The 25597-nt window shown below is 62.6% G+C and carries 23 protein-coding genes; 14 read left to right on the top strand and 9 right to left on the bottom strand.

The annotated features are described in order from the left end of the window. Positions 1 to 7: 7 nt before the first annotated feature. Both C6W91_RS09245 and C6W91_RS09250 read right to left on the bottom strand, forming a co-directional pair. Positions 8 to 595, bottom strand: a complete 588-nt coding sequence (locus tag C6W91_RS09245; RefSeq protein ID WP_065271666.1) for a phospholipid-binding protein MlaC — start codon at positions 593 to 595, stop codon at positions 8 to 10. Positions 596 to 598: 3 nt separating this feature from the next. After that, entirely contained in the window at positions 599 to 1363 is a 765-nt protein-coding gene (locus C6W91_RS09250; RefSeq protein WP_065271665.1) for a VacJ family lipoprotein, read from the bottom strand. A gap of 188 nt (positions 1364 to 1551) precedes the next feature. Here C6W91_RS09250 and C6W91_RS09255 point away from each other — a divergent pair, with 188 nt between their 5' ends. The 6 genes from C6W91_RS09255 to C6W91_RS09280 all read left to right on the top strand — a co-directional run bounded on the left by C6W91_RS09255 (position 1552) and on the right by C6W91_RS09280 (position 7443). Then, positions 1552 to 3285: a type I secretion system permease/ATPase gene (locus C6W91_RS09255; protein WP_274840008.1), complete on the top strand. Its 1734-nt coding sequence runs from the start codon at positions 1552 to 1554 to the stop codon at positions 3283 to 3285. After that, positions 3282 to 4586, top strand: a complete 1305-nt coding sequence (locus C6W91_RS09260) for an HlyD family type I secretion periplasmic adaptor subunit (protein ID WP_065271663.1) — start codon at positions 3282 to 3284, stop codon at positions 4584 to 4586. The genes C6W91_RS09255 and C6W91_RS09260 overlap by 4 nt, the downstream gene beginning before the upstream one ends. A 93-nt stretch (positions 4587 to 4679) precedes the next feature. Then, complete coding sequence (locus C6W91_RS09265) at positions 4680 to 5138, top strand: RidA family protein (RefSeq protein ID WP_065271662.1); 459 nt, start codon at positions 4680 to 4682, stop codon at positions 5136 to 5138. Continuing rightward, the gene (locus C6W91_RS09270; RefSeq protein WP_065271661.1) at positions 5135 to 5908 is read left to right on the top strand and encodes a glycerophosphodiester phosphodiesterase family protein; all 774 of its coding nucleotides are present in this window, start codon (positions 5135 to 5137) and stop codon (positions 5906 to 5908) included. The genes C6W91_RS09265 and C6W91_RS09270 overlap by 4 nt, the downstream gene beginning before the upstream one ends. A gap of 45 nt (positions 5909 to 5953) precedes the next feature. Further along, positions 5954 to 7141, top strand: a complete 1188-nt coding sequence (locus C6W91_RS09275) for a GNAT family N-acetyltransferase (protein WP_065273606.1) — start codon at positions 5954 to 5956, stop codon at positions 7139 to 7141. Further along, positions 7138 to 7443: a 4a-hydroxytetrahydrobiopterin dehydratase gene (locus C6W91_RS09280; RefSeq protein ID WP_065271660.1), complete on the top strand. Its 306-nt coding sequence runs from the start codon at positions 7138 to 7140 to the stop codon at positions 7441 to 7443. The genes C6W91_RS09275 and C6W91_RS09280 overlap by 4 nt, the downstream gene beginning before the upstream one ends. A 119-nt stretch (positions 7444 to 7562) precedes the next feature. Here C6W91_RS09280 and polA read toward each other — a convergent pair whose 3' ends face one another. Then, a complete protein-coding gene (gene polA, locus C6W91_RS09285) occupies positions 7563 to 10400 on the bottom strand; it encodes a DNA polymerase I (RefSeq protein WP_065271659.1) in 2838 nt (945 codons plus the stop codon). 394 nt (positions 10401 to 10794) lie between these two features. On the opposite strand from polA, the gene C6W91_RS09290 reads away from it, so the two are divergent. Continuing rightward, positions 10795 to 11703 carry a hypothetical protein gene (locus C6W91_RS09290; RefSeq protein WP_065271658.1) on the top strand — a complete coding sequence of 303 codons (909 nt, stop codon included), beginning with the start codon at positions 10795 to 10797 and terminating at the stop codon, positions 11701 to 11703. Positions 11704 to 11836: 133 nt separating this feature from the next. Here C6W91_RS09290 and C6W91_RS09295 read toward each other — a convergent pair whose 3' ends face one another. Then, complete coding sequence (locus tag C6W91_RS09295) at positions 11837 to 12019, bottom strand: zinc-finger domain-containing protein (protein ID WP_065271657.1); 183 nt, start codon at positions 12017 to 12019, stop codon at positions 11837 to 11839. 71 nt (positions 12020 to 12090) lie between these two features. Between C6W91_RS09295 and C6W91_RS09300 the strand changes: the two genes are divergently transcribed. Beyond that, the gene (locus C6W91_RS09300; protein WP_065271656.1) at positions 12091 to 13020 is read left to right on the top strand and encodes an ABC transporter ATP-binding protein; all 930 of its coding nucleotides are present in this window, start codon (positions 12091 to 12093) and stop codon (positions 13018 to 13020) included. Between the two features lie 11 nt (positions 13021 to 13031). Next, the gene (locus C6W91_RS09305; protein WP_065271655.1) at positions 13032 to 13499 is read left to right on the top strand and encodes a GNAT family N-acetyltransferase; all 468 of its coding nucleotides are present in this window, start codon (positions 13032 to 13034) and stop codon (positions 13497 to 13499) included. 102 nt (positions 13500 to 13601) lie between these two features. Here the strand turns inward: C6W91_RS09305 and C6W91_RS09310 are convergent, their stop codons facing one another. Next, entirely contained in the window at positions 13602 to 14066 is a 465-nt protein-coding gene (locus tag C6W91_RS09310) for a DUF1203 domain-containing protein (protein WP_065271654.1), read from the bottom strand. Positions 14067 to 14307: 241 nt separating this feature from the next. On the opposite strand from C6W91_RS09310, the gene C6W91_RS09315 reads away from it, so the two are divergent. The 4 genes from C6W91_RS09315 (at position 14308) to C6W91_RS09330 (ending at position 21429) form a co-directional block, all read left to right on the top strand. Continuing rightward, positions 14308 to 17202, top strand: coding sequence for an error-prone DNA polymerase (locus C6W91_RS09315; RefSeq protein WP_065271653.1), 2895 nt, complete (start codon positions 14308 to 14310; stop codon positions 17200 to 17202). Positions 17203 to 17406: 204 nt separating this feature from the next. After that, on the top strand, positions 17407 to 18939 hold the full coding sequence (gpmI, locus tag C6W91_RS09320; protein ID WP_065271652.1) for a 2,3-bisphosphoglycerate-independent phosphoglycerate mutase: 1533 nt from the start codon (positions 17407 to 17409) through the stop codon (positions 18937 to 18939). Next, complete coding sequence (locus C6W91_RS09325; RefSeq protein ID WP_065271651.1) at positions 18936 to 20084, top strand: murein hydrolase activator EnvC; 1149 nt, start codon at positions 18936 to 18938, stop codon at positions 20082 to 20084. Before gpmI ends, C6W91_RS09325 begins: the two co-directional genes overlap by 4 nt. A gap of 7 nt (positions 20085 to 20091) precedes the next feature. Next, entirely contained in the window at positions 20092 to 21429 is a 1338-nt protein-coding gene (locus tag C6W91_RS09330) for a S41 family peptidase (protein WP_065273605.1), read from the top strand. Between the two features lie 133 nt (positions 21430 to 21562). On the opposite strand, the gene C6W91_RS09335 is transcribed toward C6W91_RS09330, so the two are convergent. Further along, positions 21563 to 22165: a glycine zipper 2TM domain-containing protein gene (locus C6W91_RS09335; protein WP_274830381.1), complete on the bottom strand. Its 603-nt coding sequence runs from the start codon at positions 22163 to 22165 to the stop codon at positions 21563 to 21565. Positions 22166 to 22470: 305 nt separating this feature from the next. Here C6W91_RS09335 and C6W91_RS09340 point away from each other — a divergent pair, with 305 nt between their 5' ends. Beyond that, positions 22471 to 23553: a bifunctional transcriptional activator/DNA repair enzyme AdaA gene (locus C6W91_RS09340; protein ID WP_065271649.1), complete on the top strand. Its 1083-nt coding sequence runs from the start codon at positions 22471 to 22473 to the stop codon at positions 23551 to 23553. Here C6W91_RS09340 and C6W91_RS09345 read toward each other — a convergent pair. The 3 genes from C6W91_RS09345 to C6W91_RS09355 form a co-directional block, all read right to left on the bottom strand. Next, a complete protein-coding gene (locus C6W91_RS09345; protein WP_274840007.1) occupies positions 23532 to 23909 on the bottom strand; it encodes a hypothetical protein in 378 nt (125 codons plus the stop codon). The genes C6W91_RS09340 and C6W91_RS09345 overlap by 22 nt on opposite strands. A gap of 11 nt (positions 23910 to 23920) precedes the next feature. After that, positions 23921 to 24682, bottom strand: coding sequence for a DUF6478 family protein (locus C6W91_RS09350; protein WP_274840006.1), 762 nt, complete (start codon positions 24680 to 24682; stop codon positions 23921 to 23923). Positions 24683 to 24758: 76 nt separating this feature from the next. Then, positions 24759 to 25403, bottom strand: coding sequence for a hypothetical protein (locus tag C6W91_RS09355; protein ID WP_133245388.1), 645 nt, complete (start codon positions 25401 to 25403; stop codon positions 24759 to 24761). Between the last annotated feature and the right edge of the window lie 194 nt (positions 25404 to 25597).

A 25597-nucleotide genomic window follows, 5' to 3' on the forward strand; every position in this document is an offset into this window, starting at 1 on the left:
GCAGGGATCAGCTGAGGCGTTTCAGCTCTGAGATCATCTTGTCGATGTCGCCGCGGTTGCGGTCGAGAATGGCGCCGATCTCGGTCCGTTCGGTCAGCAGAAGGTTTACGCCCTCAATATACATATTGAAGAACAGATCCTTGCCGGAGCGGTTGGAAACCAGGAAGGTCACTTCGAACGGCGCCTGCCCCTTGAGATAGGCGGTGGTGCTGACCTCGAACCATTTCTTGACGCGCTTCACACCGGTCACCTCGAGGCGACCGCCGATGAATTCACGGAACCGCTGCCCATACTTGCGCGAGATGTAGCCCTGAAAGGCGTCAGAGAAGGCCCGTTTCTGCGCTGCCGAGGCGCGGCGAGCATCGACGCCCATCGCATAGGCAGCAATATAAGAGGTGTCGCTGTACTGGCCAAAGATCCGCTCGAAATCGCGGTACATGGCATTTTCGGACTTGCCCGAGGCAATGACGCGATTGATGTCAGTGACAAGATTGTCGATCAACCGGCTGGCCGAGTTTTCGTTCAAAGCCCAGAGCGCACTGGGCGCGGTGATGGTTGCAGCACCAGCTGCGGCAAGAAACATACGGCGGTTCATCGTTCAAAACCCTTCGGTATCCAGTTCAAACGGATCGATCTCTGTGATCTCACTGCTTTCACCCAGCTCAAAACGGCGGTTCTGAAGGTAGATCAGACGGGCCTGCGCATAGCTGTCGGCGCTTTCGTAGAGAATCGAATCCACGGTATCAGAATATCTTCCACGGTCTCCAAGCCGACGCACGATCTCTGCGTAGACACCGATGTTGTCGGCTGGATTATGCTCAGCAAAGGAAATGGGATTGGTGAAAAAATCAACGGCGATGCCCACTGCGTCACGGGTTGTTGAAGGACCGTAAACCGGCAGTTCCACATAGGCGCCTTCGCCAACGCCCCAGACGTGCAGCGTTTCACCGAAATTGGTATCGACCGGCGGAATGTCAAAGGCACTGGCCGGATCGCCGAGGCCGCCGACGCCGACGATGGTGTTGATGGCAAACCGCGCCAGCGCGATCCCGGATTCCTTGAGGTTGCCCTGAAGTAGCGCATTCACGGCCTGACCCGGCATCGAGAGGTTCTCAGCAAAATGTGAAAAGCTCGTGACCATGGGGTCGGGGACGATCGCGACATAGCCTTTGGAGGCCGGACGGAAGGCCACTCGGTCAAGGCCAAGGTTGAACCGATGCACTGCCCGGTTCGTATTTTCATAGGGATCGAAGATTTCGCCCGCAGCTTTTGCCGCCGGATCCTGTGTCGCGCAGCCAGCCAAAAGCAGAGCTGATACAAGCAGGGCAGAGAGCGTTGCAAATGATCGCGTAAAAAAAGTCATCGGGTCTGGGTTTCCCTTGGTCCAAATTTGGAGCACACCGTGCGCACTTATTGGGAATCCTTCTGCTTCCCACCCTTTGAAGGCCTTGATTGTGAAACTGTGGCAGAATTGGAACAGGTTTTCTGCGGGCAGCTCGCTGCCCTGCTTTAGTATGAACAGGCGCGCTTGAACAGGTATTGGAACCAGCGATGAAGGAAAAAAATATAAAACCGGGATTTGATGAGCTTCGGTATGTGCGTCGCCGCAACCGTGGGCTTTTCTGGTCTACCGGAGTTTTCAGCTTTTTCGTGAACATGCTGATGCTGACCGGCCCGCTTTATATGATGCAGGTCTATGACCGGGTTCTGGGCAGCCGCTCCGAGGCCACGCTGGTCGCCCTGTCGCTCCTGGTGGTGTTCCTTTACGGCATGATGGGTCTTCTGGATTACGCCCGTGGCCGGATCCTGGCCCGGGCCGGGGCCCGGTTCCAGGCGGCGCTGGACCAGCGGGTGTTCGATGCCATGATCCGCCGCTCGGCGGTGGCGCGGGATCCGGTCGCCCAGACCGGCCTCAGCGATCTGGAATCGATCCAGCGGCTGATCTCATCGCCGGTGCTGGGCGCTGCTTTCGATCTGCCGTGGACACCGGTGTTCCTGGCGGGGATCGCTCTGTTCCACCCCTGGCTCGGCCTGCTGGCGCTGGGTGGCGGGGCGGTGCTGATCGGGATTGCCCTTCTCAACCAGTTGCTGAGCCGTACGCCGCTGCAAAAAGCCAATATGTCCGGCCACAAGGCCAACCTGATGTCCGAGGAAATCCGCACCGAGGCGGAGATGATCCAGTCCATGGGGATGCGCGGCGCCGCCTTCCAGCGCTGGCAGAAGGCGCGCACGTCGGCGCTGAAGGACAATATCGCGGCCAATGACACTGGCGGCGGCTTCACCACCCTCACCAAGACGCTGCGATTGTTTCTGCAATCGGCGATGCTGGGGCTGGGCGCCTATCTGGTGCTGCAGGGCGAGATGACCCCCGGGGCGATGATCGCCGGGTCGATCCTGATGGGCCGGGCGCTGGCCCCGATCGAGCTGGGTCTCGGTCAGTGGCCCATGGTGCAGCGCGCCATGAAAGGCTGGTGCAACCTCGGCGAACTTCTGGCCAAGGTACCGCCGGAACAGGAACGCACCGCGCTGCCGCAGCCCAAGGCGCTGCTCGAGGTGCAGGGGCTGGCGGTGGTGCCGCCCGGCGACAACAAAGCGCAGCTGCGCAACGTGTCGTTCCGGGTGCAACCGGGACAGGCCATCGGCGTGATCGGCCCGTCGGGATCGGGTAAATCCACCCTGGCCAAGGCGCTGACCGGCGCCTGGCGCCCGGCAGCGGGCACGGTGCGGCTGGACGGGGCCTCCATCGATCAATATGCGCCGGACGTTCTGGGCCGCCACATCGGTTATCTGCCGCAGCGGGTGCAGCTGTTTGACGGCACCATCGCCCAGAACATTGCCCGGCTGTCTCAGGAGCCTGATGCCGGAAAGGTTGTCGCTGCGGCCAAGAAGGCTGCCGCGCATGATATGATCGTCAAGCTGCCTGACGGCTATGACACCGCGGTTTCTTCCGGTGGGGGGCGTTTGTCCGGCGGTCAGATGCAGCGGGTTGCCCTGGCTCGTGCACTTTATGATGATCCGGTTTTCGTCATTCTGGACGAGCCCAATTCGAACCTCGACAATGACGGATCGGTGGCGCTCAATCAGGCGATCAAACAGCTCAAGGCCGAAGGAAAATCGGTGATGATCATGGCCCACCGTCCAGCGGCCATTCAGGAATGCGATCTGCTGCTGGTGATCGACCAGGGTGTACAGACCGCCTTTGGTCCCAAGGACAAGGTACTGCAGGAAATGGTCGCGAACCATCAGACGATCCGCAAGGCACGGGCCCCCGGAGGTGTACAATGAGCGTCGAAAAAGACTGGTCCGCCCGGCGTCCGCTGGCCATCGGGCTTCTTGGACTACTGATTCTGGTCGGTGGGTTTGGAACCTGGGCGGTGATGTCCTCGATCGCGGGCGCAGTTGTGGCGACCGGCCGGATTGAGGTGGATCGCAACCGGCAGGTGGTTCAGCATCTGGATGGAGGCATCGTTTCGGAAATCCTGGTTGACGAAGGCGATACCGTTGCCGCCGGTGAAACGCTGCTGCGTCTTGATGCGGCCGAACTGCACTCGCGGCTGGTGATCACCGAAGGCCAGCTGTTCGAGATGATGGCCCGTCGTGGTCGGCTTGAGGCCGAGCGTGACGAGGCGGAGAAAATCACCTTTGATCCCGAACTTGTAGCGCTGGCGCCGGAGCGGCCCGAGGTGCGCGACCTGATGGAAGGGCAGCAGCGTCTGTTCCTGGCCCGCCGTGATTCCACTGCCCGCGAGATCGAGCAACTGGAGAAACGTCGCGCCCAGATCAACGATCAGATCGTCGGCATCAAGGCGCAGCAGGATTCCATGCGGGTGCAGCTGGAGCTGATCGGCGAAGAGCTGAAGAACCAGCAGACCCTGCTGGAGCGCGGGCTGGCGCAGGCTGGCACGGTTCTGAACCTGCGCCGCACCGAGGCGAACCTCAGCGGCTCTCTGGGGGAGCTCCTGGCCAATCAGGCCCAGGCCGAAGGCCGCATCACCGAAATCGATATCCAGATCCTGACGCTTGGCTCGCGCCAGCGCGAAGAGGCGATCACCCGTCTGCGCGATCTTCGCTATCAGGAGCTGGAGCTGGCCGAAACCCGCCGCTCGGTTCTGGAGCGGCTGAACCGGCTGGATATCACCGCGCCGGTCTCGGGCGTTGTCTATGGTATGCAGGTCCACACGCCGCGTTCGGTGATCCGCCCGGCAGAACCGGTGCTGTATCTGGTGCCGCAAGACCGGCCGCTGGTGATCGCGGTGCAGGTCGTGCCGACGGATATCGATCAGATCTTTGTCGGTCAGTCGGTGACGCTGCGCTTCTCGGCGCTGGATCAGCGCCAGACTCCGGAACTCTTTGGCAAGGTGACGCAGGTCTCTGCTGACGCTTTTGAGGACGAAGGTACGCGGGTCTCTTACTACCGCGCCGAGATCGAGTTGAACGAAGGCGAGCTGGAAAGACTGCCTGCGGATACCGCCCTTATCCCGGGCATGCCGGTGGAAAGCTATATCCGCACCAAGGATCATTCGCCCATGGCCTATCTGCTGAAACCGCTGAGCGATTATTTCGTCAAGGCCTTCCGCGAAACCTGATCACGCGGGCCGCCGACAGAGCGTTTTGCTCTTTTCGGCGGCCTGCTTCGGCGCTAGCGTCGCCTCCAAACAGTGATCTGGAGGACAGCCGTCATGAGCATCGAAGCCAAACTTGCAGAACTGGGCGTTACCCTGCCCGAAGCCCCGGCACCGGCGGCAAACTACGTGCCCTACGTCGTGGCAGGGGACATGGTTTATGTCTCCGGTCAGATTTCGGCGGATGAAGGCGGGCTGATTACCGGCACCCTTGGCGATGACATGGAGGTCGAGGCCGGTCAGGCGGCGGCAAAACGCTGCGCCATCGCGCTTCTGGCACAGTTGAAGGCGGCTTGCGGCGGTGATCTGGAGCGTCTGGTGCGGGTCGTGAAACTGGGCGCCTTTGTCAATTCCACCGCCGATTTCACCCAGCAGCCGCAGGTGGTGAACGGTGCCTCCGATTTCCTGGTGGCGGCGCTTGGCGATGCCGGTCGGCACGCGCGCTCCGCCGTCAGCAGCCCCTCTCTGCCGCTGGGCGTTGCTGTTGAAATCGACGCGGTGTTCCAGATCAAATGAGGCCCGCACTACCGGCCCCGTTCCTGAAGCTGCCGGTGGCGCATCGCGCGCTGCACAATCTGGCGGCGGGGCGACCTGAAAACAGCCGCGCGGCGATCCGCGCGGCCATCGCGGCGGGCTATGCGATCGAGATCGATCTGCAACTCTCTGCCGACGACCAGCCGATGGTGTTTCACGACGATACGCTGGAGCGCCTGACCGAAGAGACCGGCCCGGTCCGGGCCCGCACGGCAGAGGCGCTGTGCCAGATCCCGCTGAGCGGCGGCGATGGCGAATGCATACCGGATTTCGCCGAAGTGCTGCAGCTGGTGGCGGGGCAGGCGCCGCTGCTGATCGAGATCAAGGATCAGGACGGTCAGATGGGCGCGAACGTGGGGGCGTTGGAACAGGCCGCCGTGGCGGCCTTGCAGGGCTATGACGGGCCGGTGGCGCTGATGTCCTTCAACCCGCATTCGGTGGCGGAACTGGCGCGTCTGGCGCCTCATATCGCACGCGGCATCGTCACCAGCGCCTATGTGCCCGAAGAATGGCCTGAACTGCCCCGCGCGGTCTGCAACGATCTGCGCAATATCCCGGATTTTGACCGGGCAGAGGCCTGTTTCATCAGCCACGAAGCCAGCGATCTGGCCCGTCCCCGGGTGCAGGCGCTGCGCGATGCCGGGGTTCCGGTGCTGTGCTGGACCATAACCTCGCCTGCCGAAGAGGCGGAGGCGCGCAGCTTTGCCGACAATGTGACCTTTGAGAATTATCTTTCCCCGCTGCCGTCTTGATCCGCCCCGGTCAGGGGCCAGATACTGATGGGCAAAGGAGGTCGTATGGATCAGGCACGGATCGAAATTCAGGTTCTGGAATCCCTGTCGCAGATCGCGGCCAAGGACTGGGACGCCTGCGCCTGCCCCGAGGCAGCAGAGGGCGGGCGCCCGCTTGATCCCTTTACCACCCATCGGTTCCTGCTGGCGCTGGAGCAAAGCGGATCAGTTGGGCGCGGCACCGGCTGGCAGCCGCAATATCTGACCGCCTATCAGGACGGGCAGTTGATCGCCTGCGCGCCGCTTTATGCCAAATCGCACAGCCAGGGCGAATATATCTTCGATCACAACTGGGCCCATGCCTATGAGCAGGCGGGCGGGCGTTATTATCCCAAGCTGCAGATCGCGGTGCCCTTTACCCCAGCAACCGGTCGCCGCCTGCTGGTGCGCCCGGGGGCCGAGGGCATCGGCCATTCGGCGCTGGTGCAGGGCGCGGTGCAACTGGCGGCGGACAATCACGTCTCTTCGCTGCATGTGACCTTCTGCACCGAGGAGGAAGCGCAGATCGGTTCCGAAATCGGATTGATGAGCCGCGCCACCCAGCAATATCACTGGCTGAACGACGATTATGCCGATTTCGACGATTTCCTTGCTGCCCTGTCGTCGCGCAAGCGAAAGACCCTGCGCAAGGAACGGCGGCAGGCGCAGGCGTTTGGCGGTGAGATCACCTGTTACACTGGCGCTGATCTGCGCCCGGAACACTGGGACGCCTTCTGGGAGTTCTATCAGGACACCGGCAGCCGTAAATGGGGCTCTCCCTACCTCAGCCGCGCCTTCTTCGATATCGCGCATGAGGTCATGGCGGATGACATGCTGCTGGTGCTGGCCGAACGGGACGGGCACCCAGTTGCAGGGGCGCTGAACTTCATCGGTCGTGAGACGCTCTATGGCCGCTACTGGGGCTGCATCGAGCATCACCCGTTCCTGCATTTCGAACTGTGCTATTATCAGGCGATTGAACAGGCCATCGCGATGGGGCTGAAGCGGGTCGAGGCCGGCGCGCAGGGTGAGCACAAGCTGGCGCGCGGTTATTTGCCGACGCAGACGCACAGCCTGCATTGGATTGGTGATCCCGGGTTCGCAGATGCGGTACAACGCTATCTGGAGGCCGAGCGGGCCGCGGTCGAGGAAGAGATCGAGATCCTTACCGATTATGGTCCGTTCCGAAAGGCACAAGTGGAGGAACAGGAATGACCGAGAAACTCTCCGAGGCCACCCGTGGCCCGCTGCTGGATCCGCTGTTCGCTGCGGGCTGGAGCATGGTGGAAGGGCGCGATGCCATCACCAAGGTCTATCTGTTCGCAGGTTTTGATGAGGCCTTTGGCTGGATGACCCGCGCGGCGATCTGGGCCGAGAAATGGAACCATCACCCGGAGTGGCGCAATATCTACAATCGGGTCTGGGTGGTTCTGACCACCCATGATGTGGGCGGGCTCAGCGCGCAGGATGCCAAGCTGGCGCGCAAGATGGACGCGCTGTTCGGCCGGGGTGAGTAGGCGCGCGGCCAACCCAGCCTGCAGGTAAAAAGCCAGTAACTGAAAGATATACCCCCGGCTGCTTGGCAGCCGGGGGATACTTCTAGGTCTGGGAACAGGTTGGATCAGGGCGGGCGCGCTTAGTGGGCTTCGGCCCAGTTGTCGCCGGTCCCGGCATCGACGGTCAGTTTCACATCCAGATGCACCGCCGGATCTGCGGCGCTTTCCATCACCCGGCGAGCGGTCTCGGTGGTTTCCTCCACCGCCGCTTCGGGCACCTCGAAGATCAGTTCGTCGTGCACCTGCAACAGCATCTTGGCGGGCAGGTGGGCGATGGCATCCGGCATCCGGACCATGGCGCGGCGGATCACGTCGGCGGCGGTGCCCTGAATGGGCGCGTTGATCGCGGCCCGTTTGGCAAAACCGGCGCGCGGTCCCTTGGCGTTGATCTCGGGCGTGTGGATCTTGCGCCCGAACAGGGTCTGCACGTGGCCGTGCTCCTTGGCGAACTCCACGGTGCTGTCCATGTATTTGCGGATACCGGGGAAACGTTCGAAATAGCGGTCGATGAAGCCCTGCGCCTCGGCCCGCGGGATGCGCAGATTGCGCGCCAGGCCAAATCCCGAGATGCCGTAGATGACGCCAAAGTTGATCGCCTTGGCCTTGCGGCGGATGTCGGGCGTCATTTCATCCAGCGGCACGTCAAAGACCTCGGAGGCGGTCATGGCGTGAATGTCCAGCCCGTCGGCAAAGGCCTGTTTCAGCGTGCCGATATCGGCCACATGGGCGAGAATGCGCAACTCGATCTGGCTGTAGTCGAGCGACAGCAGCTTGTTGCCGGTCTCCGCCACGAATGCCTCGCGGATGCGGCGGCCTTCCTCGGAGCGGACGGGGATGTTCTGCAGGTTCGGATCGGCCGAGGCGAGGCGTCCGGTGTTGGCGCCGGTCTGCACGTAGGATGTATGCACGCGGCCGGTTTCCGGGTTGATGTGATCCTGCAGCGCATCGGTGTAGGTCGATTTCAGTTTCGACAATTGCCGCCAGTCCAGCACCCGCGCGGGCAGTTCATGTTCGGTGGCGAGTTCTTCCAGGATATCGGCGCCGGTGGCATAGGCGCCGGTCTTGCCTTTCTTGCCGCCTTCGATGCCCATCTTGTCGAACAGGATCTCGCCCAGCTGTTTCGGGCTGCCGACGTTGAAGCTTTCACCGGCGAGGGTGTGGATCTCATCCTCCAGCGCCGCCATCTTCTGGGCAAAGGCGTTGGACATGCGGCTCAGCGTGTCGCGATCCACCTTGATGCCGTGGCGCTCCATCCGGGCCAGCACCGGCGACAGGGGCCGTTCCAGCGTTTCATAGACGGTGGTGACCTTTTCGCGGTGCAGCTGCGGCTTGAACGTCTTCCACAGGCGCAGGGTGATATCGGCGTCCTCGGCTGCGTAAGGCACGGCATCGGCAATCGGCACCCGGTCGAATGTGATCGCGGATTTGCCGGTGCCCAGGAGAGGCTTGATCGGGATCGGCGTGTGATCAAGGTACCGTTCCGAAAGCGTGTCCATGCCGTGACCGTGCTCCCCCCCGTGGAGGGAGTATGACAGCAGCATGGTATCGTCATAGGGCGCGACGGTGATGCCATCCGCAAAGCCCGCTCCGCGTTGGCGGGCCATGATCTTGGCATCGTATTTCATATTCTGGCCGATCTTGAGAATCGCGGGATCCTCAAGCACCGGTTTCAGCATCGAAAGTGCCGTGTCGAAATCCATCTGGCCCTCGGCCAAGGCATCCGATCCAAAAAGATCGTCGCTGCCTGCCTCGGCCTTGTGGGTGAGGGGGATATAGCAGGCTTCGCCCGGCTCAACGCAAAGGGATACACCTACCAGATCGGCGGTCATTTCATTGAGGCCGGTGGTCTCGGTGTCAAAGGCAACCCAGCCGCGGCCCCGGATCCGGTCGATCCAGACCTGCAGCGCCTCGGCATCGCGCACGCATTCGTATTTTTCGGCGTCGAAAGGCACGGCCTCTGCCGGATCGTCCTCTGCTGCCGCAGCGGGGGTAGCAGTGGGCTCGGGGATCACCGGCGCTTCGCGGCCCATCTGCTTGGCCATCCGGGCGCTGAGGGTGCGGAATTCCATCTCGGTCAGGAAATTCAGTACCGTATCCGGATCGGGTTCGCGCAGTTCCAGATCATCAAGCGAAAAGTCGAGCACCATGTCGCAGTCCAGCTGCACCAGCTTTTTCGACAGTTCGATCTGGTCACGTTTCTCGATCAGGGTCTGGCGGCGCTTGGGCTGTTTGATTTCTTCGGCGCGGTCCAGCAGCTCATCAAGGCTGCCGAACTCATTGATTAGCAGCGCGGCGGTCTTGATCCCGATGCCCGGCGCGCCGGGGACGTTATCGACGCTGTCACCTGCCAGTGCCTGCACATCGACCACCCGGTCGGGGCCGACGCCGAATTTTTCCATCACGCCGTCGCTGTCGATGCGTTTGTTCTTCATCGCGTCCAGCATTTCGACGCCGCCGCCGACCAGCTGCATCAGGTCCTTGTCCGAGGAAATGATGGTGCAGCGCCCGCCCGCATCGCGTGCCTGATGGGCCAGGGTGGCGATGATGTCGTCGGCTTCGAAGCCTTCGATCTCCTTGCAAGCGATGTTGAAGGCGCGGGTGGCGTCGCGGGTCAGCGGGAACTGCGGACGCAGGTCTTCGGGCGCAGGCGGGCGGTTGGCCTTGTAAAGATCATAAAGATCGTTGCGGAAGGTCTTGCCCGAGTGATCGAAGATGACTGCCACATGTGTGGGCGCATCGGGGCCGGTATTGGTCTCGATATATTTCACCAACATGTTGCAAAAACCCGCGACGGCGCCGATTGGCAGCCCGTCGGACTTGCGCGTCAGCGGCGGCAGCGCGTGGTAGGCCCGAAAGATGAAGGCCGAGCCGTCGATCAGGTGAAGATGGCAGCCTTTGCCGAATTGCGTACCGCTCATGACTGTCGCGCTCCTTCCCGGGAAACCGTTCGTGTTCTGTTTCCGGGTTATCGGTGATCCGATGGCCAAGGGCAATTGGAGTTTCCGCAAAGCCGGGCAATCAGCAGGATTGCGGGGCATTGGTAAGGACGGCCCGCTTCCCTTTTGCCGGGGAGGGGCGGGGGCTGTCCGGCCTATCGGCCTGACGAGGTGCCAAGACTGGCGGCACGAAAATCGGGCATCGGGCTAGCGGTAAACAGTCTGTTTCCACCCCGTGTCGGCGGTTTTTCTCCGGCATTTTAAGTTTCTGGTGTATCAAGCGTCAATCGCGCGTGCCCGAGGTGGGAGCCTGGGGGGATGCTGAATTTGGAAAAATCTGTTCCACCAACCTTGCGTTTGAGTGAAGGAGAACCGGATGCCGGATTATGCAAAGGTCTTCAATTATGAAGCAGAAGGGCTGTCCTACACGGTCTCCCTTTATGAGGAAAATGGCGAATTCTTTGCCGATATTTCGGTCGTCGAAGGGGCGATGGATGTGAATGCCGTCTATTTTGGCGACGACGACTTTTCGGGTGACAGCGCCTCGCTGGATGGTCCGCTCAACATGAACGGGACCCGGCTTGAAGGCGATAAGATCCAGTGGGACGATGCTGCAGCGCTGAGCGATCCAGGTCTTGGTCCGGAGGGGGAAGACAAGGAAACCTATCTGTCGGATGGCGATACGCTGACGGTGTCTCTGGATGTCGACAGCCTTGAAGATATTGATATTTTCGGTATTCGGGCCACCTCGACAACCACTGATGCGGGATCGATCAAGGGCGTTTCCACGGACCCCGAAGAGCCGGAGGTGCCCGAGGAGCCGGAAGACCCCACCTACAGCAAGATCTTCTTTGGTGAGGAGTTCTCTGACACGGGCGCGCCCCTGGGCGGTACTTATATTCTGGACGAAGAACCCGATCCGAACCCCTATAACAATATCGCACTGCCCGAGGGCACCGAGCCGACCTTTGAAAACTACCTGTCCTACTTCGATACGGACGAGGTCTATGGCGAAGTAACCTCAATCGAATCCATCATCTTCTATGGCGATGGCGCGGATGGGGAACCCGAGGAACTGTTCCGAATCGATGCACCCGAAGGCGGCTTTCAGGATGCTGATGAGGTGCTGATGGCCTATGATGACGCGCTTGAGGGCTTCTCGGCCTCTGGTGATGAGTCCGGTCAAGACCTCATGGCGGCGCTGAGCCTTGAGCCGGATGCAGAGAGTGACGCGGGTGCGGGCGAAGAGGCGGCTATGGACGAGGACGAACTCGACATGGTCTGAGCCCACGGGCCAGATAGCGGATAATTCCGAGCTGACTGGCCCAAATGACGATAGAATATAGAAAAGGCGCCTCCGGTCTCCCGTGGGCGCCTTTCGTCGTCTCAGGCATGCTGATCTGCCGGAAAAGGTGGGATCAGTTGGCTTTACCTTCGAAATCCTTGTGGATGTACTTGCAATCGCAATAGGGGCATTCGACCCAGCCGGTATCCTCGGGGATCTGCAGGTAAACCCGCGGATGTCCCAGCGCGCCTTCGCCGCCGTCGCAGGCGACACGGTAGCTGTCAACGATCTTGGTTTCAGGCGCTTCGATGGTCATCGGCTGGCGATCCTCTTGCTGATGGGGTAGGGGCTTTATGTGACAGGACAGCCGAGGGAGCAAGAGCCGCGATGACTGATGATGCAATCCGGATCGAAAGCTTGCGCAAAACCTACAAGGGCGGCAAGGGCCAGCCCGAGAAACACGCGCTGAAGGGCATCGATCTGACGGTGCCGCGCGGATCGGTCTTTGGCTTGCTCGGGCCGAACGGGGCCGGCAAGTCCACCCTGATCAACATCCTTGCGGGGCTGGTGGTAAAAACCAGCGGCAAGGTGACGATCTGGGGCTTTGATCAGGACGAAAATCCGCGCCAGAGCCGCGCCTCGATCGGGGTGATGCCGCAGGAGCTGAATCTTGACCCCTTCTTCACCCCGCGTGGAGCGCTGGAGGTGCAGGCGGGTCTTTATGGCGTGCCGAAATCCGAACGCTACAGCGATGAGATCCTGCGCATGATCGGGCTGGAGGACAAGGCCGAAGCCTATGCCCGGACCCTGTCGGGGGGCATGCGGCGGCGGCTTTTGCTAGGCAAGGCGCTGGTGCACCGCCCCAATATCCTTGTGCTCGATGAACCCACCGCCGGGGTGGATATCGAGCTGCGTCAGATGCTGTGGGAAAACGTGCGCAAGCTGAACCAGCAGGGCATGACCATCATCCTCACCACCCATTATCTGGAAGAGGCCGAGGAGATGTGCGACGAGATCGCCATTATCAACCAGGGCGAGGTGGTGGCGCGCGACAGCACCGCCAATCTGCTGGGCCGTCTCGATGCCCGCGCCATGGTGGTGCATCCGGCCGCTCCGGTGAGCGATCTGCCAAAAGGCGAAGGCATCGAGTCCGAGCTGCGCGGTGATGGCGCCGTGGTGTTGCGCTATCACAGCCAGAAAACCAGCGCCGAGGATGTGCTGGCCGCCGTGCGCGCCGCCGGGATCTCGATTCGCGATGTGAAGACCGAAGAGGCGGATCTGGAGGATGTCTTCCTCGCGCTTACGAAATCTGCCTGAGGGGCACCCCGATGCGCATTCGTCCATTCGAGGAGCGTGATGCGGCGGATTGGGGCCGCATCTTTCATGCCGCCGTGCACGGGATCGGCGCGCGGGACTACACCCCGGCGCAATGCGTGGCCTGGAGCCCGGAGGAAGCGCCCGCCGATGTGATCGAGCAGCGCGCAACTGATGGGCGACAGATCTGGGTCGCAGCGGATCAGGATGACGTGGCGCAGGGGTTCATCGAGCTGGAGCCGGATGGCCATATCGACTGTTTCTACATCGCGCCGGATCATGCGGGCACAGGCCTAGGCGCGTTGCTCTATGCTCGGCTTGAGGAGGAGGCCTTTGCACAGGGCCTGTCCGGACTTTACGTCGAGGCCAGCGAGGCCGCCCGCCGGTTCTTCCTGCGGCAAGGATTCACCGATGAGGGGCGCCGCGATTTCCTGCGCCGGGGCGTGGCCATGCATAACTATGCCATGGGGAAAGCGCTGTAGGCGCCAACCTGTTGGTCCGGCCGCCAGGCCGGGCAGCGCCCAACCCTCGCCCAGGGAGGGCGCGTTGCACCCACCCTGGGTCGGGCGCTGGCCTACTTGCATTCACTCTCGATCAATTCGCGCCTGATAGCAGTTGTTGCGGGCCGATCGGATGTGGATATAGGCGATGCGGGGATCGGCGAAGATCTCCTCGGCCTGTCCCATCATGCGCTCCGCCTCCACCACCGCGCCGGTGCCATAGACGATGCGATCATCCTGTCCGTAGCCCTTGATCAGATAATCGGGGGAGCCTTGCAGCACCTCGGGCATCGCGTCCCCTTCGTGGCGTGCGCATTCCTCTGCGCAAAGAAAGATCGGCCCGACCTCGGCATAGGGCTGCGGGTCTGGAAAGGGGCGGTGGGCGAGGATCAGCATATCGGCGCCTTCGGGGATGTAACGCAGGCAGTGGCGGCAGGGATTTCCGGCTCCGCCTGATGTGCTGCGTTCCGGTGTCTGGCCGTTTGCATCAAGGCCTCCGGCCTGCAGGGCGCGGGCGGTGTCGGTTGTAAGGGCGGTGATTGTCAGCATGTCTGTCTCCTGTTCTGACGCGACATTGCCCGCAGTGTCAGGGCGGTGGCGACCCGGATCCTGCGCATCCGGCTGATGGGGAAAGCAGGCAGAGGCCCCCGCCCGTTTTAAAACCGGCAGGGCCGGATTTTCCCGGTTGGGCGTGGCGCGGATCCCCCTTCGGGCGGGATCCGCGGGGCGGCACCTTGTGGTGGAATGGGTGACTCGAAATAAGAACAAAACGTGAATATATACTGGAGGCATGTCTGCTGAATTCGCGATTCTGTCCAACTTCACCTTTCTCACCGGGGCGTCGCACCCGGAGGAGTACGTGGAGCGTGCGGTGGCGTTGGGGATTGAGGCGCTGGCCATTGCGGACGAGAACTCGGTGGCCGGGATCGTGCGCGCGCACAGTCATTGCCGCGATATTGCCCGGCGTGTGGCAGAGCGGCAGGCCTGGGACCGGGACAATGCGCTGATCGGACCGCCCCGGCCTGCGGATGTGCCGCCAGCGCCGTCTTTTCCGATCTATGCAGTGCCTCGGCTGATCCCGGCCGCGCGGCTGGTGTTCGCCAATGCGCCGCCGCTGATCGCCTTGCCAGAGGATCGCATGGGCTGGGGGAGCCTGTGTCGGCTGATCTCGGCTGGGCGGTTGCGGGCCGAGAAAGGTGCCTGTCATCTGGAACTGGCTGATCTTCTGGAGCAGGGCGAGCGGTTGCACCTGCTGCTTCTGCCACCGGCGGAACACCTGCCGGGCGGCGCGGGCGGATGGGCGCCGCATATGGAGGCGCTGACGCGCCGCTTTGCCGGGCGGGTGCATCTGATGATGGCGCCTGCTTATGATGGGCGGGACGGGCGTCGCTTTGCCAGGCTGGAGGAGCAGGCAAATGCGCTGAACCTACCCACGATTGCCAGCGCCGCCCCACGTATGCACCACGGCGCGCGCCGCCGTCTTGCGGATGTCCTTAGCGCCATTCGCCTGCGCTGCCGGGTCGAGGATCTGGGCCGCGCTGCTCTTGCCAATGGCGAACAGCGCCTGCGCGCACCGCATGAGATGCAGCGGATCTTTCGCGGGCATGAGGGGGCGCTGACCCGGGCGCAGGATCTCGCAGCGCGGCTCACGTTCTCGCTGGATGAGCTGCGCTATGACTACCCGGATGAGGGGCTGGAGGGTGAAACCCCGTCCGCGCGTCTGCGCCGTCTGGCAGAAGAGGGGCTGATCTGGCGCTATCCCGCAGGCGCGCCGCCAAAGGTGCGCGACATGCTGGAGCATGAGCTGACCCTGATCGCCCGTTTGAAATACGAGCCTTATTTCCTGACTGTGCGCGACATCGTCGATTTCGCGCGCTCCCGCGGGATCCTGTGTCAGGGGCGTGGCTCGGCGGCGAATTCGGTGGTGTGTTATTGCCTGGGCGTCACCTCGGTCAGCCCGGAAACCGGCACCATGGTGTTTGAGCGCTTTGTCTCCGAGGCCCGCGATGAGCCGCCGGATATCGATGTGGATTTTGAGCATGAGCGCCGCGAGGAGGTGATCCAGTGGATCTATGACCGCTATGGTCGCCACCGGGCGGGGCTCTGCGCGACGGTGATCCATTACCGGGGCAAGCGCGCCATCCGCGAGGTGGGCCGCGCCATGGGGCTGAGCGAAGATACCATTGCTGCCATGTCCTCGCAGCTGTGGGGCAGTTTTGACCGCAGCGGCGGCGGCGATGCCCGCCTGCGCGAGATCGGACTGGATCCCGACGCGCCCCGCCTGCGCCAGACGCTAGATCTGGTGGGGCAGATCATCGGCTTTCCGCGGCACCTTAGCCAACATGTCGGCGGATTCATCATCACCGCGGGCCGACTGGATGAACTGGTGCCGATCGAGAACGCTACCATGGAGGGGCGCACGGTCATTTGCTGGGACAAGGACGATATTGACGCGCTGGGCATTCTCAAGGTCGATGTGCTGAGCCTTGGCATGCTGACCTGCATCCGCAAGGCCTTTGACCTGATGCGGCAGCATCACCGGTTGGACTACGCGCTGGCGACGCTGCCGCCCGAGGATCCGGCGGTCTACGACATGCTGTGCCGGGCTGACAGTATCGGCGTTTTTCAGGTCGAAAGCCGGGCACAGATGAATTTCCTGCCCCGCATGCGGCCGCGCAATTTCTACGATCTGGTGATCGAGGTGGCGATCATCCGCCCCGGCCCCATTCAGGGCGATATGGTGCATCCCTATATCCGTCGCCGCAATGGCGAGGAGCCGGTGGAGTTCCCTTCCGATGCGTTGGGTGAGGTGCTGGGCAAGACCATGGGCGTGCCGCTGTTTCAGGAGCAGGCGATGCAGATCGCCATGGTGGGGGCGGGCTTCACCCCTGAACAAGCCGACCGGTTGCGCCGTTCGCTGGCGACCTTCAACAAGCATGGCAATGTGTCCGAGTTCCGCAGCCTGTTCCTGCGCGGCATGGCGCGCAATGGCTATGATGCGGAGTTTTCCGAACGCTGCTTTTCCCAGATCGAGGGCTTTGGTGCCTATGGTTTTCCCGAAAGCCACGCTGCCAGTTTCGCGCTCTTGGTCTATGCCTCGGCCTGGATCAAATGCCACCATCCGGGGATCTTTGCCTGCGCTCTGCTCAATTCGCAGCCGATGGGGTTTTATGCGCCTGCGCAGATCGTGCGGGACGCCCGCGCCCATGGGGTGGAGGTGCGCCCCATCTGCATCAACGCCAGCTACTGGGACAACGTGATGGAGCCGGACGGACAGGGCGGGCTGGCGCTGCGCCTTGGCTTCCGGCAGATCAAGGGGCTGAGCGATGAGGACGTCAGCTGGCTCACGGCGGCGCGCGGCAATGGCTATACCGAGGTGCAGGACGTCTGGCGTAAGGCGGGCCTGCCGCCGCCGGTGATCGAACGACTGGCCGAGGCCGATGCCTTTGCCGTGCTGGGGTTGTCGCGCCGTGAGGCGTTGTGGCAGGCCAAGGCGATCACCGCAAAGAAACCCCTGCCGCTGTTCGAGCGCGAGTTGGAAGGCGAGGCCATTGATGAACCCACCGCCCACCTGCCGCAGATGACCCTGGGCGAAGAGGTGGTGGAGGATTACGTCGCCCTGCGCCTGTCTTTGCGTGCCCATCCCGTCGCGCTGCTGCGGCATCTGCTGACGCCAGAGGGGTAAGGACAGCTTGGTCCGGCACCGCCGGGCCGCGCCCGACCCTCCCCCGTGGGAGGGCGCTTTGCACCCACCCAGGGTCGGGCGCGGCCCTTATGTCTACCTGCGCCCATTGCCACATCTGGCGCTAACGGCGGTTTCGCATTTCGCGCCAAGCCTGTAGAAGGCCTCTCAACGCTGACACAGCCCGACCATGGCGGAGATGAACCGATGAGCAGACCGAAACCCGTTGTCCCCAAACCTGTCGTACTCTGTATTCTTGATGGCTGGGGCGCCGGGGAGCCGGGGGTGGCGAACGCGCCCTATCTGGCCAAGACGCCGACTTTTGATGCGATCATGGAAAAAGGCCCCACCGCGCGGCTGATCACCCATGGGCCGGATGTGGGCTTGCCTTCGGGGCAGATGGGCAACTCCGAGGTCGGCCACACCAATATCGGCGCCGGCCGGGTGGTGGCAATGGATCTTGGCCAGATCGACCTTGCCATCGAGGATGGTTCTTTCTTTGACAATGCTGCCTTGCAGGAGTTTATCGCCAAGCTGAAGAAAACCGGCGGCGCCGCGCATCTGATGGGGCTGGTCTCGGACGGGGGTGTGCACGGGCATATCACCCATATCCTGGCGGCGATCAAAGCGATCCGCGACGCAGGGGTTCCGGTCTGGCTGCACGCTGTGACCGACGGCCGTGACGTGGCCCCGAAATCGGCCTTTGGTTATTTCGAGGAACTGAAGGAAAAGATGCCCGAAGGTGCCCGCGTGGCCACGGTCACGGGGCGCTATTATGCCATGGACCGCGACAACCGCTGGGAACGCGTCAAGGAAGCCTATGATGCGATGATCAATGGCGAGGGCCGTGCGGTGCGCGATGCCCACGACGCGGTGGATCACGGCTATAACCAGTCGGAAACTGATGAATTCATTAGCGCCAGCGTGGTGTCGGGCTACACGGGCGCACAGGATGGGGATGGCTTCTTCTGTCTCAACTTCCGCGCCGACCGCGCGCGTGAGATCCTGCGCGCTATCGGCGAGCCGGGCTTTGCCGATTTCGACACCGGCCCGCGTCCGCAGTGGGCCGGGCTGCTGGGAATGGTGGAATACTCCGAAGGACATAACGCCTATATGACCACCTGCTATCCCAAGGCGCCCATCGTCAATACGCTGGGGGAATGGGTTGCGAAACAGGGACTCACCCAGTTCCGCTTGGCCGAGACCGAGAAATACCCGCATGTGACCTTCTTCCTCAATGGCGGCAAGGAAGAGCCGGAGGTGGGCGAGGACCGTTACATGCCGAAATCGCCCAAGGTCGCGACCTATGACCTTCAACCCGAAATGTCGGCGCCTGAGGTGACCGAGAAATTCGTTGAGGCGATCGAGAAGGGCTATGACCTGATCGTCACCAATTACGCCAACCCGGATATGGTCGGCCACACTGGCGATATTCCGGCGGCGATCAAGGCCTGCGAGGCGGTGGATCAGGGGCTGGCCAAGGTCGTCGCAGCGCTGGAAAAGGCGGGCGGCGCCATGCTGGTGACTGCGGACCACGGCAATTGCGAAGTGATGATTGACCCGGAAACCGGCGGCGCCCACACTGCTCATACCACCAATCTGGTGCCGCTGGCGCTGGTTGGCGGCCCCGAAGGCGCCAAGCTGCGCAATGGGCGGCTGGCGGATCTGGCGCCGACGCTGCTGGAGCTGATGGGCCTGCCGAAACCGGATGAGATGACCGGAGAGAGCCTGCTTGCATGATTGACCGTGCCTTTCGCCTGATCCCGGGGCTGGCCCTGTGCCTGCTGATGGCCGCACCTTTGCGCGCCGAGACGGCAGCTGCCCGCGCCGCGCGGGAGGCCGCCGCCCAGCTGGAGGCAGCAACGCTGCGGATGGAACAGGCCGATGGCGCCCGCGACCGGGTCAAGGCGCTGAGCGAGACGATCCACGCCTATGAAGCCGGTCTGGCTGCTATGCGGGACGGGCTGCGCGGCGTGGCACGGCGGGAAACCCAGCTCACCGCGCAATTGCAGTCGCGCGAAGGCGAAATTGCCGAGCTGTTGGGGGTCATCCAGACCATTGAAACCTCCTCACCGCCGGTACTGATGCTGCATCCGTCGGGGCCTTTGGGGGCGGCGCGCTCGGCGATGATGCTGGCCGAGGTTGCACCGGGGCTCAACGCGCGGGCCGAGACGCTGCGCGCGGATCTGGAAGAGGTGCAGACCCTGCGCCTGTTGCAGCAGGCAGCGGCGGGCAAGCTGGAAGAGGGGCTGAGCGGCATCCAGGAGGCGCGCACCGCGCTTTCGACCGCGATTGCCGACCGCACCGATCTGCCACGGCGGTTTACCGAGGATCCGATGCGCACGGCGGTGCTGATCTCCTCGACCGAGACACTGTCCGGCTTTGCCAGCGGGCTGTCGGAAATTGCCGATGGTGCGGTGATCGAAAGCCGCGCCGACATCAGCGATCTGCGCGGCGATCTGCCGTTGCCGGTCGAAGGGCTGGTGCTGCGCGGCTATGGCGACCGCGATGCCGCCGGGATTGCCCGTCCGGGCCTTCTGGTTGCGGCCCGACCAAGGGCATTGGTGACCAGCCCCACGGCGGCGACGATCCGCTATCGCGGGCCACTGCTGGATCTGGGTAACGTGGTGATTCTGGAACCGCAGCCGGACACGCTGTTTATCCTGTCAGGGCTGGCAGAGGTCTATGGCACTGCCGGTCAGGTCATTCCCGAAGGCACCCCGGTGGGTTTGATGGGCGGTCAGACCCCGCAGGCTGGTGCGATTTTGTCACTAAGCGGTGAAGGGGGTGGAACTGACCGCACAGAAACGCTCTATATAGAAGTCAGAATGGACAACAGTCCGGTGGACCCGGAAACGTGGTTCCGCACCGGAAAAGGTGGATGAAGGTTTCATGAAAAAATTTGCGATGGCCGCATTTGGCGGCACGCTGGCAGGGATCGTTGCAACAACCTATGTCGCAGGCCCGCTGCTGGCGCAGGAAAGCGCCCGCGAGACAACGGTCTATGAACAGCTGGACCTGTTCGGTGACATCTTTGAACGGATCCGCTCCCAATATGTCGAAGAGGTCGACGAGAAAGAGCTGATCGAAGCTGCCATTGGCGGCATGCTCTCCTCGCTGGATCCGCACTCCAGCTACCTGTCGCCCGACGACGCCGCCAATATGCAGGTGCAGACGCGCGGTGAATTCGGCGGTCTCGGCATCGAGGTCACCCAGGAAGAGGGCTTCGTCAAGGTTGTCTCGCCCATCGATGGCACCCCCGCCGATGAGGCTGGGATCGAAGCGGGCGATTTCATCACCCACGTGGATGGCGAAAGCGTCCTCGGCCTGTCGCTGGACGAAGCGGTGGAAATGATGCGCGGCCCGGTCGGCTCCGAGATCATCATCACAGTGGTGCGCGAAGGTGAGGCGGAACCCTTTGACGTGTCGATCATCCGCGACACCATCAAACTGACCGCCGTGCGTGCCCGCACCGAAGGCGACACTGTCGTGATGCGGATCACCACCTTCAACCGTCAGACCACGCCGAACTTGGAATCCGGTCTGAAAGAGCAGATCGAAGCCGCCGGTGGCATCGACAATGTGAACGGCATCGTTCTGGATCTGCGCAACAACCCGGGCGGCCTTCTGACCGAGGCGATCCAGGTGGCCGACAGCTTCCTTGAAACCGGAGAGATCGTGTCGACCCGTGGCCGCAACCCGGAAGATGGCGAACGCTTCAACGCGACGCCCGGCGATCTGTCGGGTGGCAAGCCGATCGTGGTACTGATCAACGGCGGCTCTGCCTCTGCCTCGGAAATCGTTGCAGGTGCCTTGCAGGATCACCGCCGCGCCATTGTGGTGGGTACCAAATCCTTCGGTAAAGGCTCGGTTCAGACCGTGATGCCGCTGCGGGGCGATGGCGCCATGCGCCTGACCACTGCACGCTATTACACGCCGTCGGGCCGGTCGATCCAGGCGTTGGGCGTCAGCCCCGACATCGTGGTCGAGCAGCCTCGCCGTCGTGTTGGCGAGGAAGAAGAGGAAAGCTCGGTTGCAAACCGCTCCCGCTCCGAAGCGGACCTGCGCGGGCGTCTCAACAACGACAGCCTGACCGAGGATGAAATCCGTCAGATCGAAGAAGACCGCGCCAAGGCCGAAAAGGCCGCCGAGCTGCGCGAACAGGATTATCAGCTGGCCTATGCCATTGACATCCTAAAAGGTCTGTCGGCGCTGGGTCCGAACGACTGATCCCAAAATCCACCTGATTGTCCAAAGGCCGCTCCATCCGGGGCGGCCTTTTTCAATGGTTTTGTTATGCAGGCGTAGGCCCCTGAGACCGGATGTATGGTATCGGGGGCTGAACCCGTCCGCTGTCAGGGCGTCACTTCAAATCGGTGAAGATCTGCGAAGCAACACCAGCCTCAAGCAGGGCTGCCCTGATCTCGTCGATTGCATTGATGTCGGCTGAACTGACGATGACCACGTCATTGACTACCAGCGAATAGAGCGGCGCGTCGGGCGCAAGGTTTGCCAGATATTTCTCTGCCGCCAGCTGAGACTTCGGCCCCCATTTGCCATCGTAGGCCACGCCAATCGTGTATTGCGCGTCCATGGTCATTTCCTTGCTCACGGGTTTGCCGTCGTTCAGATCCAGCAAGACCTTCTGAAGCTGCGCGTCATCGGTGATGCGGTCCGGAATGAATACGTTGGTGCAGGTCTCGACTTCTCTGTATCTGGTGACGGTGTTCTTGCTGGTTTCATTGGCGATGGCGCCGCCAACAATTGCGCCGACGGCAGCGCCGGCATTCTTGTCGGTCACCACCTTGCCGATCACGCCGCCAACAATCGCCCCGCCAATGACCTTTTCGGGACTGCCGCCTTTGACGGTCTCCTGATACGGCACCATCTGGGTTTCGCATCTTGTTTCGTATGAACCGGCAAATGCCTGAGATGCCATCAGAACAGCTGTCGCTGCTGTCGCCAAAAGTTTCATGTCACTTTCCTCCTTATGCAGGCAGCATGGTCTTGCCTCTGCATCTTATGACCATCAGCCGTTCACCGTCTGGCCAGGCACAGGCTTTGCCGGGGATCCAGTCGGTATTCCCGTACTCCTTATAAAATAAGTGTGCGCTCAACTGTTATTCAATATCACGGGCCGATTCTCCGTGTGCTCAGGCCAGAGGTGCGCGATTCAGGAGAGAGGCTGGTATCCTCCGTTTCCTTGCACTTGATGAGAAGAGATGCCCGGAAACCGGCGGCAGCCGGGACCGGTCTGCGTTAGGGTAGGGTATGATGTTCGACCTGCCTGATTCCGAAACGCTTTATGCGGCGCTGCTGGCGCGTGATGAAACCTATGAAGGGCGCGCCTATGTGGGCGTGACCTCGACGGGGATCTTCTGCCGCCTCAGCTGCCCGGCGCGTAAACCAAAGCGTGAGAACTGCCAGTTCCACGCCACACCCGGCGCCTGTATTGAGGCCGGGTTCCGTCCCTGCAAACGCTGCACGCCGCTGGCGGCGGCCGCCGGGGAGGATCCGATGGTGCAGCAGCTTCTGGCGGCGCTGGAGAAGCGCCCCGCCTATCGTTGGCGCGAAGCGGATGTGGCGCGCATGGGGTTTGATCCCTCTACCGTGCGGCGCAGTTTCCGGCGCCATTTCGGGATGACCTTCCTGGAAATGGCCCGCCAGCGACGCCTGCGCGAAGGGTTTACCACGCTCAAGGCCGGAGAGCCGGTGATTGCCGCCCAGATCGAAGCGGGGTTCGAGTCCCCTTCAGCCTTTCGCGCGGCCTTTGCCCGGCTGACCGGGCTGGCGCCGGGCAGCTTCCGGCAGGACGCGCTGCTGCTGGCGGATTGGATCGACACGCCGCTGGGCGCGATGATCGCGGTCAGCTGTCCGCACCGGTTGCATCTGCTGGAATTTGCCGACCGCAAGGCGCTGCCGCGGGAAATGGCACGCTTGCAATCCTCGCAACCCGGCGGCATCGGCTTTGGACGGCCTGCGCCCACCCAGCAGGTCGCTGAAGAACTGCAGCGCTATTTCAGCGGTGATAGCGCCCGGTTTGAAACGCCGATTGCGTTGCATGGAAGCGCCTTTCATCGCGAGGTCTGGGATTACCTAAGGGCCATTCCGGCAGGAGAGACCCGCAGCTATTCCCAGATTGCGCAGGAGCTTGGCCGCCCTTCGTCCAGCCGCGCGGTGGCGCGGGCCAATGGCAGCAACCAGCTGGCGCTGGTGGTGCCCTGTCACCGGGTGCTTTCGGCGGATGGCAACTTGACTGGCTATGGCGGCGGATTGTGGCGCAAACAGCGGCTCATTGAAATCGAAGCCGACCTTGCAAAGCGTGCACGGCCTCAGGCGGTTTCCACGCAGTGACGCCGAAAGGCGCGTTTCAGCATATCAAGCTCGGCCCGGAGCAGCTCCATTTCGCAGCGCATATCCTCGGCTGCCACATCACCGCCGATCAGGGTGAAATGCGCCAGCGTCTGGTCCGCCGCCGCGTCGGTGATGACAAAACTGTGCACCCCATCGGCGATGGCTTCGGTAGGTACGGTGATGACCAGCTCCCATTCGCCGTCGCGGCTGCCTTCACTAAGTGTAACCTGTTCAACCGGCTGATCCAGATACAGAACCCGGATGTCCGGCGGCGTCCCTGTGACGGGGGCGTTGCTGATCCGGCCTTCCCATTTGCCATTGCGAAAGCGGATCTTGGTGACGGTCAGGTCGCTCATGTCACGGGTCCTCAGAGGTTGGCGCGGCGGTGGCGCGCAAAAGTCAGGTCGCGCAAGACCACCTGGTTCATGTCCGGTGCTTCGAAAATCAGGTCCAGCCAGATATTCTCGATGCGCTTTTCGTTGAGGTTGGAATAGGCAAGATCGTATTCCACAGTCACCTTGCGGTCGCCCAGCGGCAGTTCCCGCACGATCTGTTCGGTGTTGGGGCCATGGCTGATGTTGAGCCGGGCAAAGATTTCCAGCGGCTTCTCGGTTTCGATGATGCTGTCGACCCGGATCAGATGCTGCCGGGTCAGCCCGCTGCCCGCGTCCTTGGGCAGGGCGATCACCAGTGACAGGAAGGAACCATCGAAACTGAACACATCCATACGCAGGCCAAAGGGCGCGAGGTCCTCTTCACGGGTGTTACGCAGCTGGCGCAGGGTCAGCTCGGAATAGCTGCAATCGTGGAACATCTGCACATCCTCGCCCAGCTTGGCCTTGGACGGGACCGAGGACAGACCAGCGACCGGCAGCGGCCCGCGCCAGGGTTCGGGGCGCCAGGACCAATCGGTGCCATGCGGGCGCGCAAAGGAGGAGGAGCCGATCTGGGGCAGGGCGAGACGTCCGTCCGCAACATGGATCAGCTGGTCCAGCTCGGTCTTGAGTTGCCGCGCCTCTGTGCGTTGGCGGCGCAATTCGGTCAGGGAAATGCTGCCGGCTCCTGCAACGATCCGGCGCCAACGGCGCAAGGCGCGGCGGTGCAGCAGTTTGTCCAGGATCCTGCTCATGACTTCGGTTGCCCTGCCTTTATCGTTGCCGTGGTGGTGTTGCGGTTGGTGCCTGCGCCAATCTAGCCCTGCAACATCAGTCAAATAAACCGGCAATCCGCTTTCTTAGAGAGAGTTTTCCGCCACTGTCACCTTCGGGCGCGCCTGCATGACCGGTCCGGGCATCAGGGCGGGCGAGGGGACGCAATGCGCCTGAGGCGGTGCGGCGGGGGCTGCGATCTGCCGGGGCGCGTTGTGCGACTTCCTCGGGGGCGGGTTCTGGTCGCGATGCTTCCCGTGTCAGCTCCGCCATCTGCTCCAGCAGCGCGGCGCCGCGCTCGGTCAGCAAGGGGCTTTTTGCCGGGGCATAAAGCGCCAGCACGATCACGTGACCCTCCAGCACCATGGCGCCGCGCCAATGTTCGGGGCTGGCTCCGGCGGCGCTGTGTCCCGGCATATCCAATTTAACCAGTGGCAACGGGCCATTCTCGCGGCGGGCGACGATATGGGCGCCGGGCGTGCTGGCTGCCAGATCGGAGACCGATGGCACTCTGCCCTTGGCCGGAAGTTCTCCAAAAGTGGCGGTGATAACGCCCGCGTTGCGACTGCCAAAGAAACCGGGCCCGCCCAGCAGGTCACAGCGCGGCAGCAGGGCAAACCCGTCTGCCGCGTCGCGCCGCAGCATCTTGGGGTCAAAGCAATAACCTCGTGGCGCCGCAAGCACCACCTCGGCGCCCTGCATGCGAACCTCTGTCAGCCTGGAAGGCGTACCTGTGCCACCGGGCGCCGCAAAAGAAAATCCGCCGCCGGGCACCTGGCCGCAGGCGCTGAGCAGGGCGCAGAGACCAAGCGCAGCAATGCCCAGACGGGGTTGTAGGCGCTGCTGCGCGCAGGGCATGCTGTCCCGCCGCGCAGAGCACATTGTCCTGATCGTGC

It is taken from the genome of Phaeobacter sp. SYSU ZJ3003, assembly GCF_041300735.1.
Taxonomy (GTDB): Bacteria; Pseudomonadota; Alphaproteobacteria; order Rhodobacterales; family Rhodobacteraceae; genus Phycobacter; species Phycobacter gallaeciensis_A.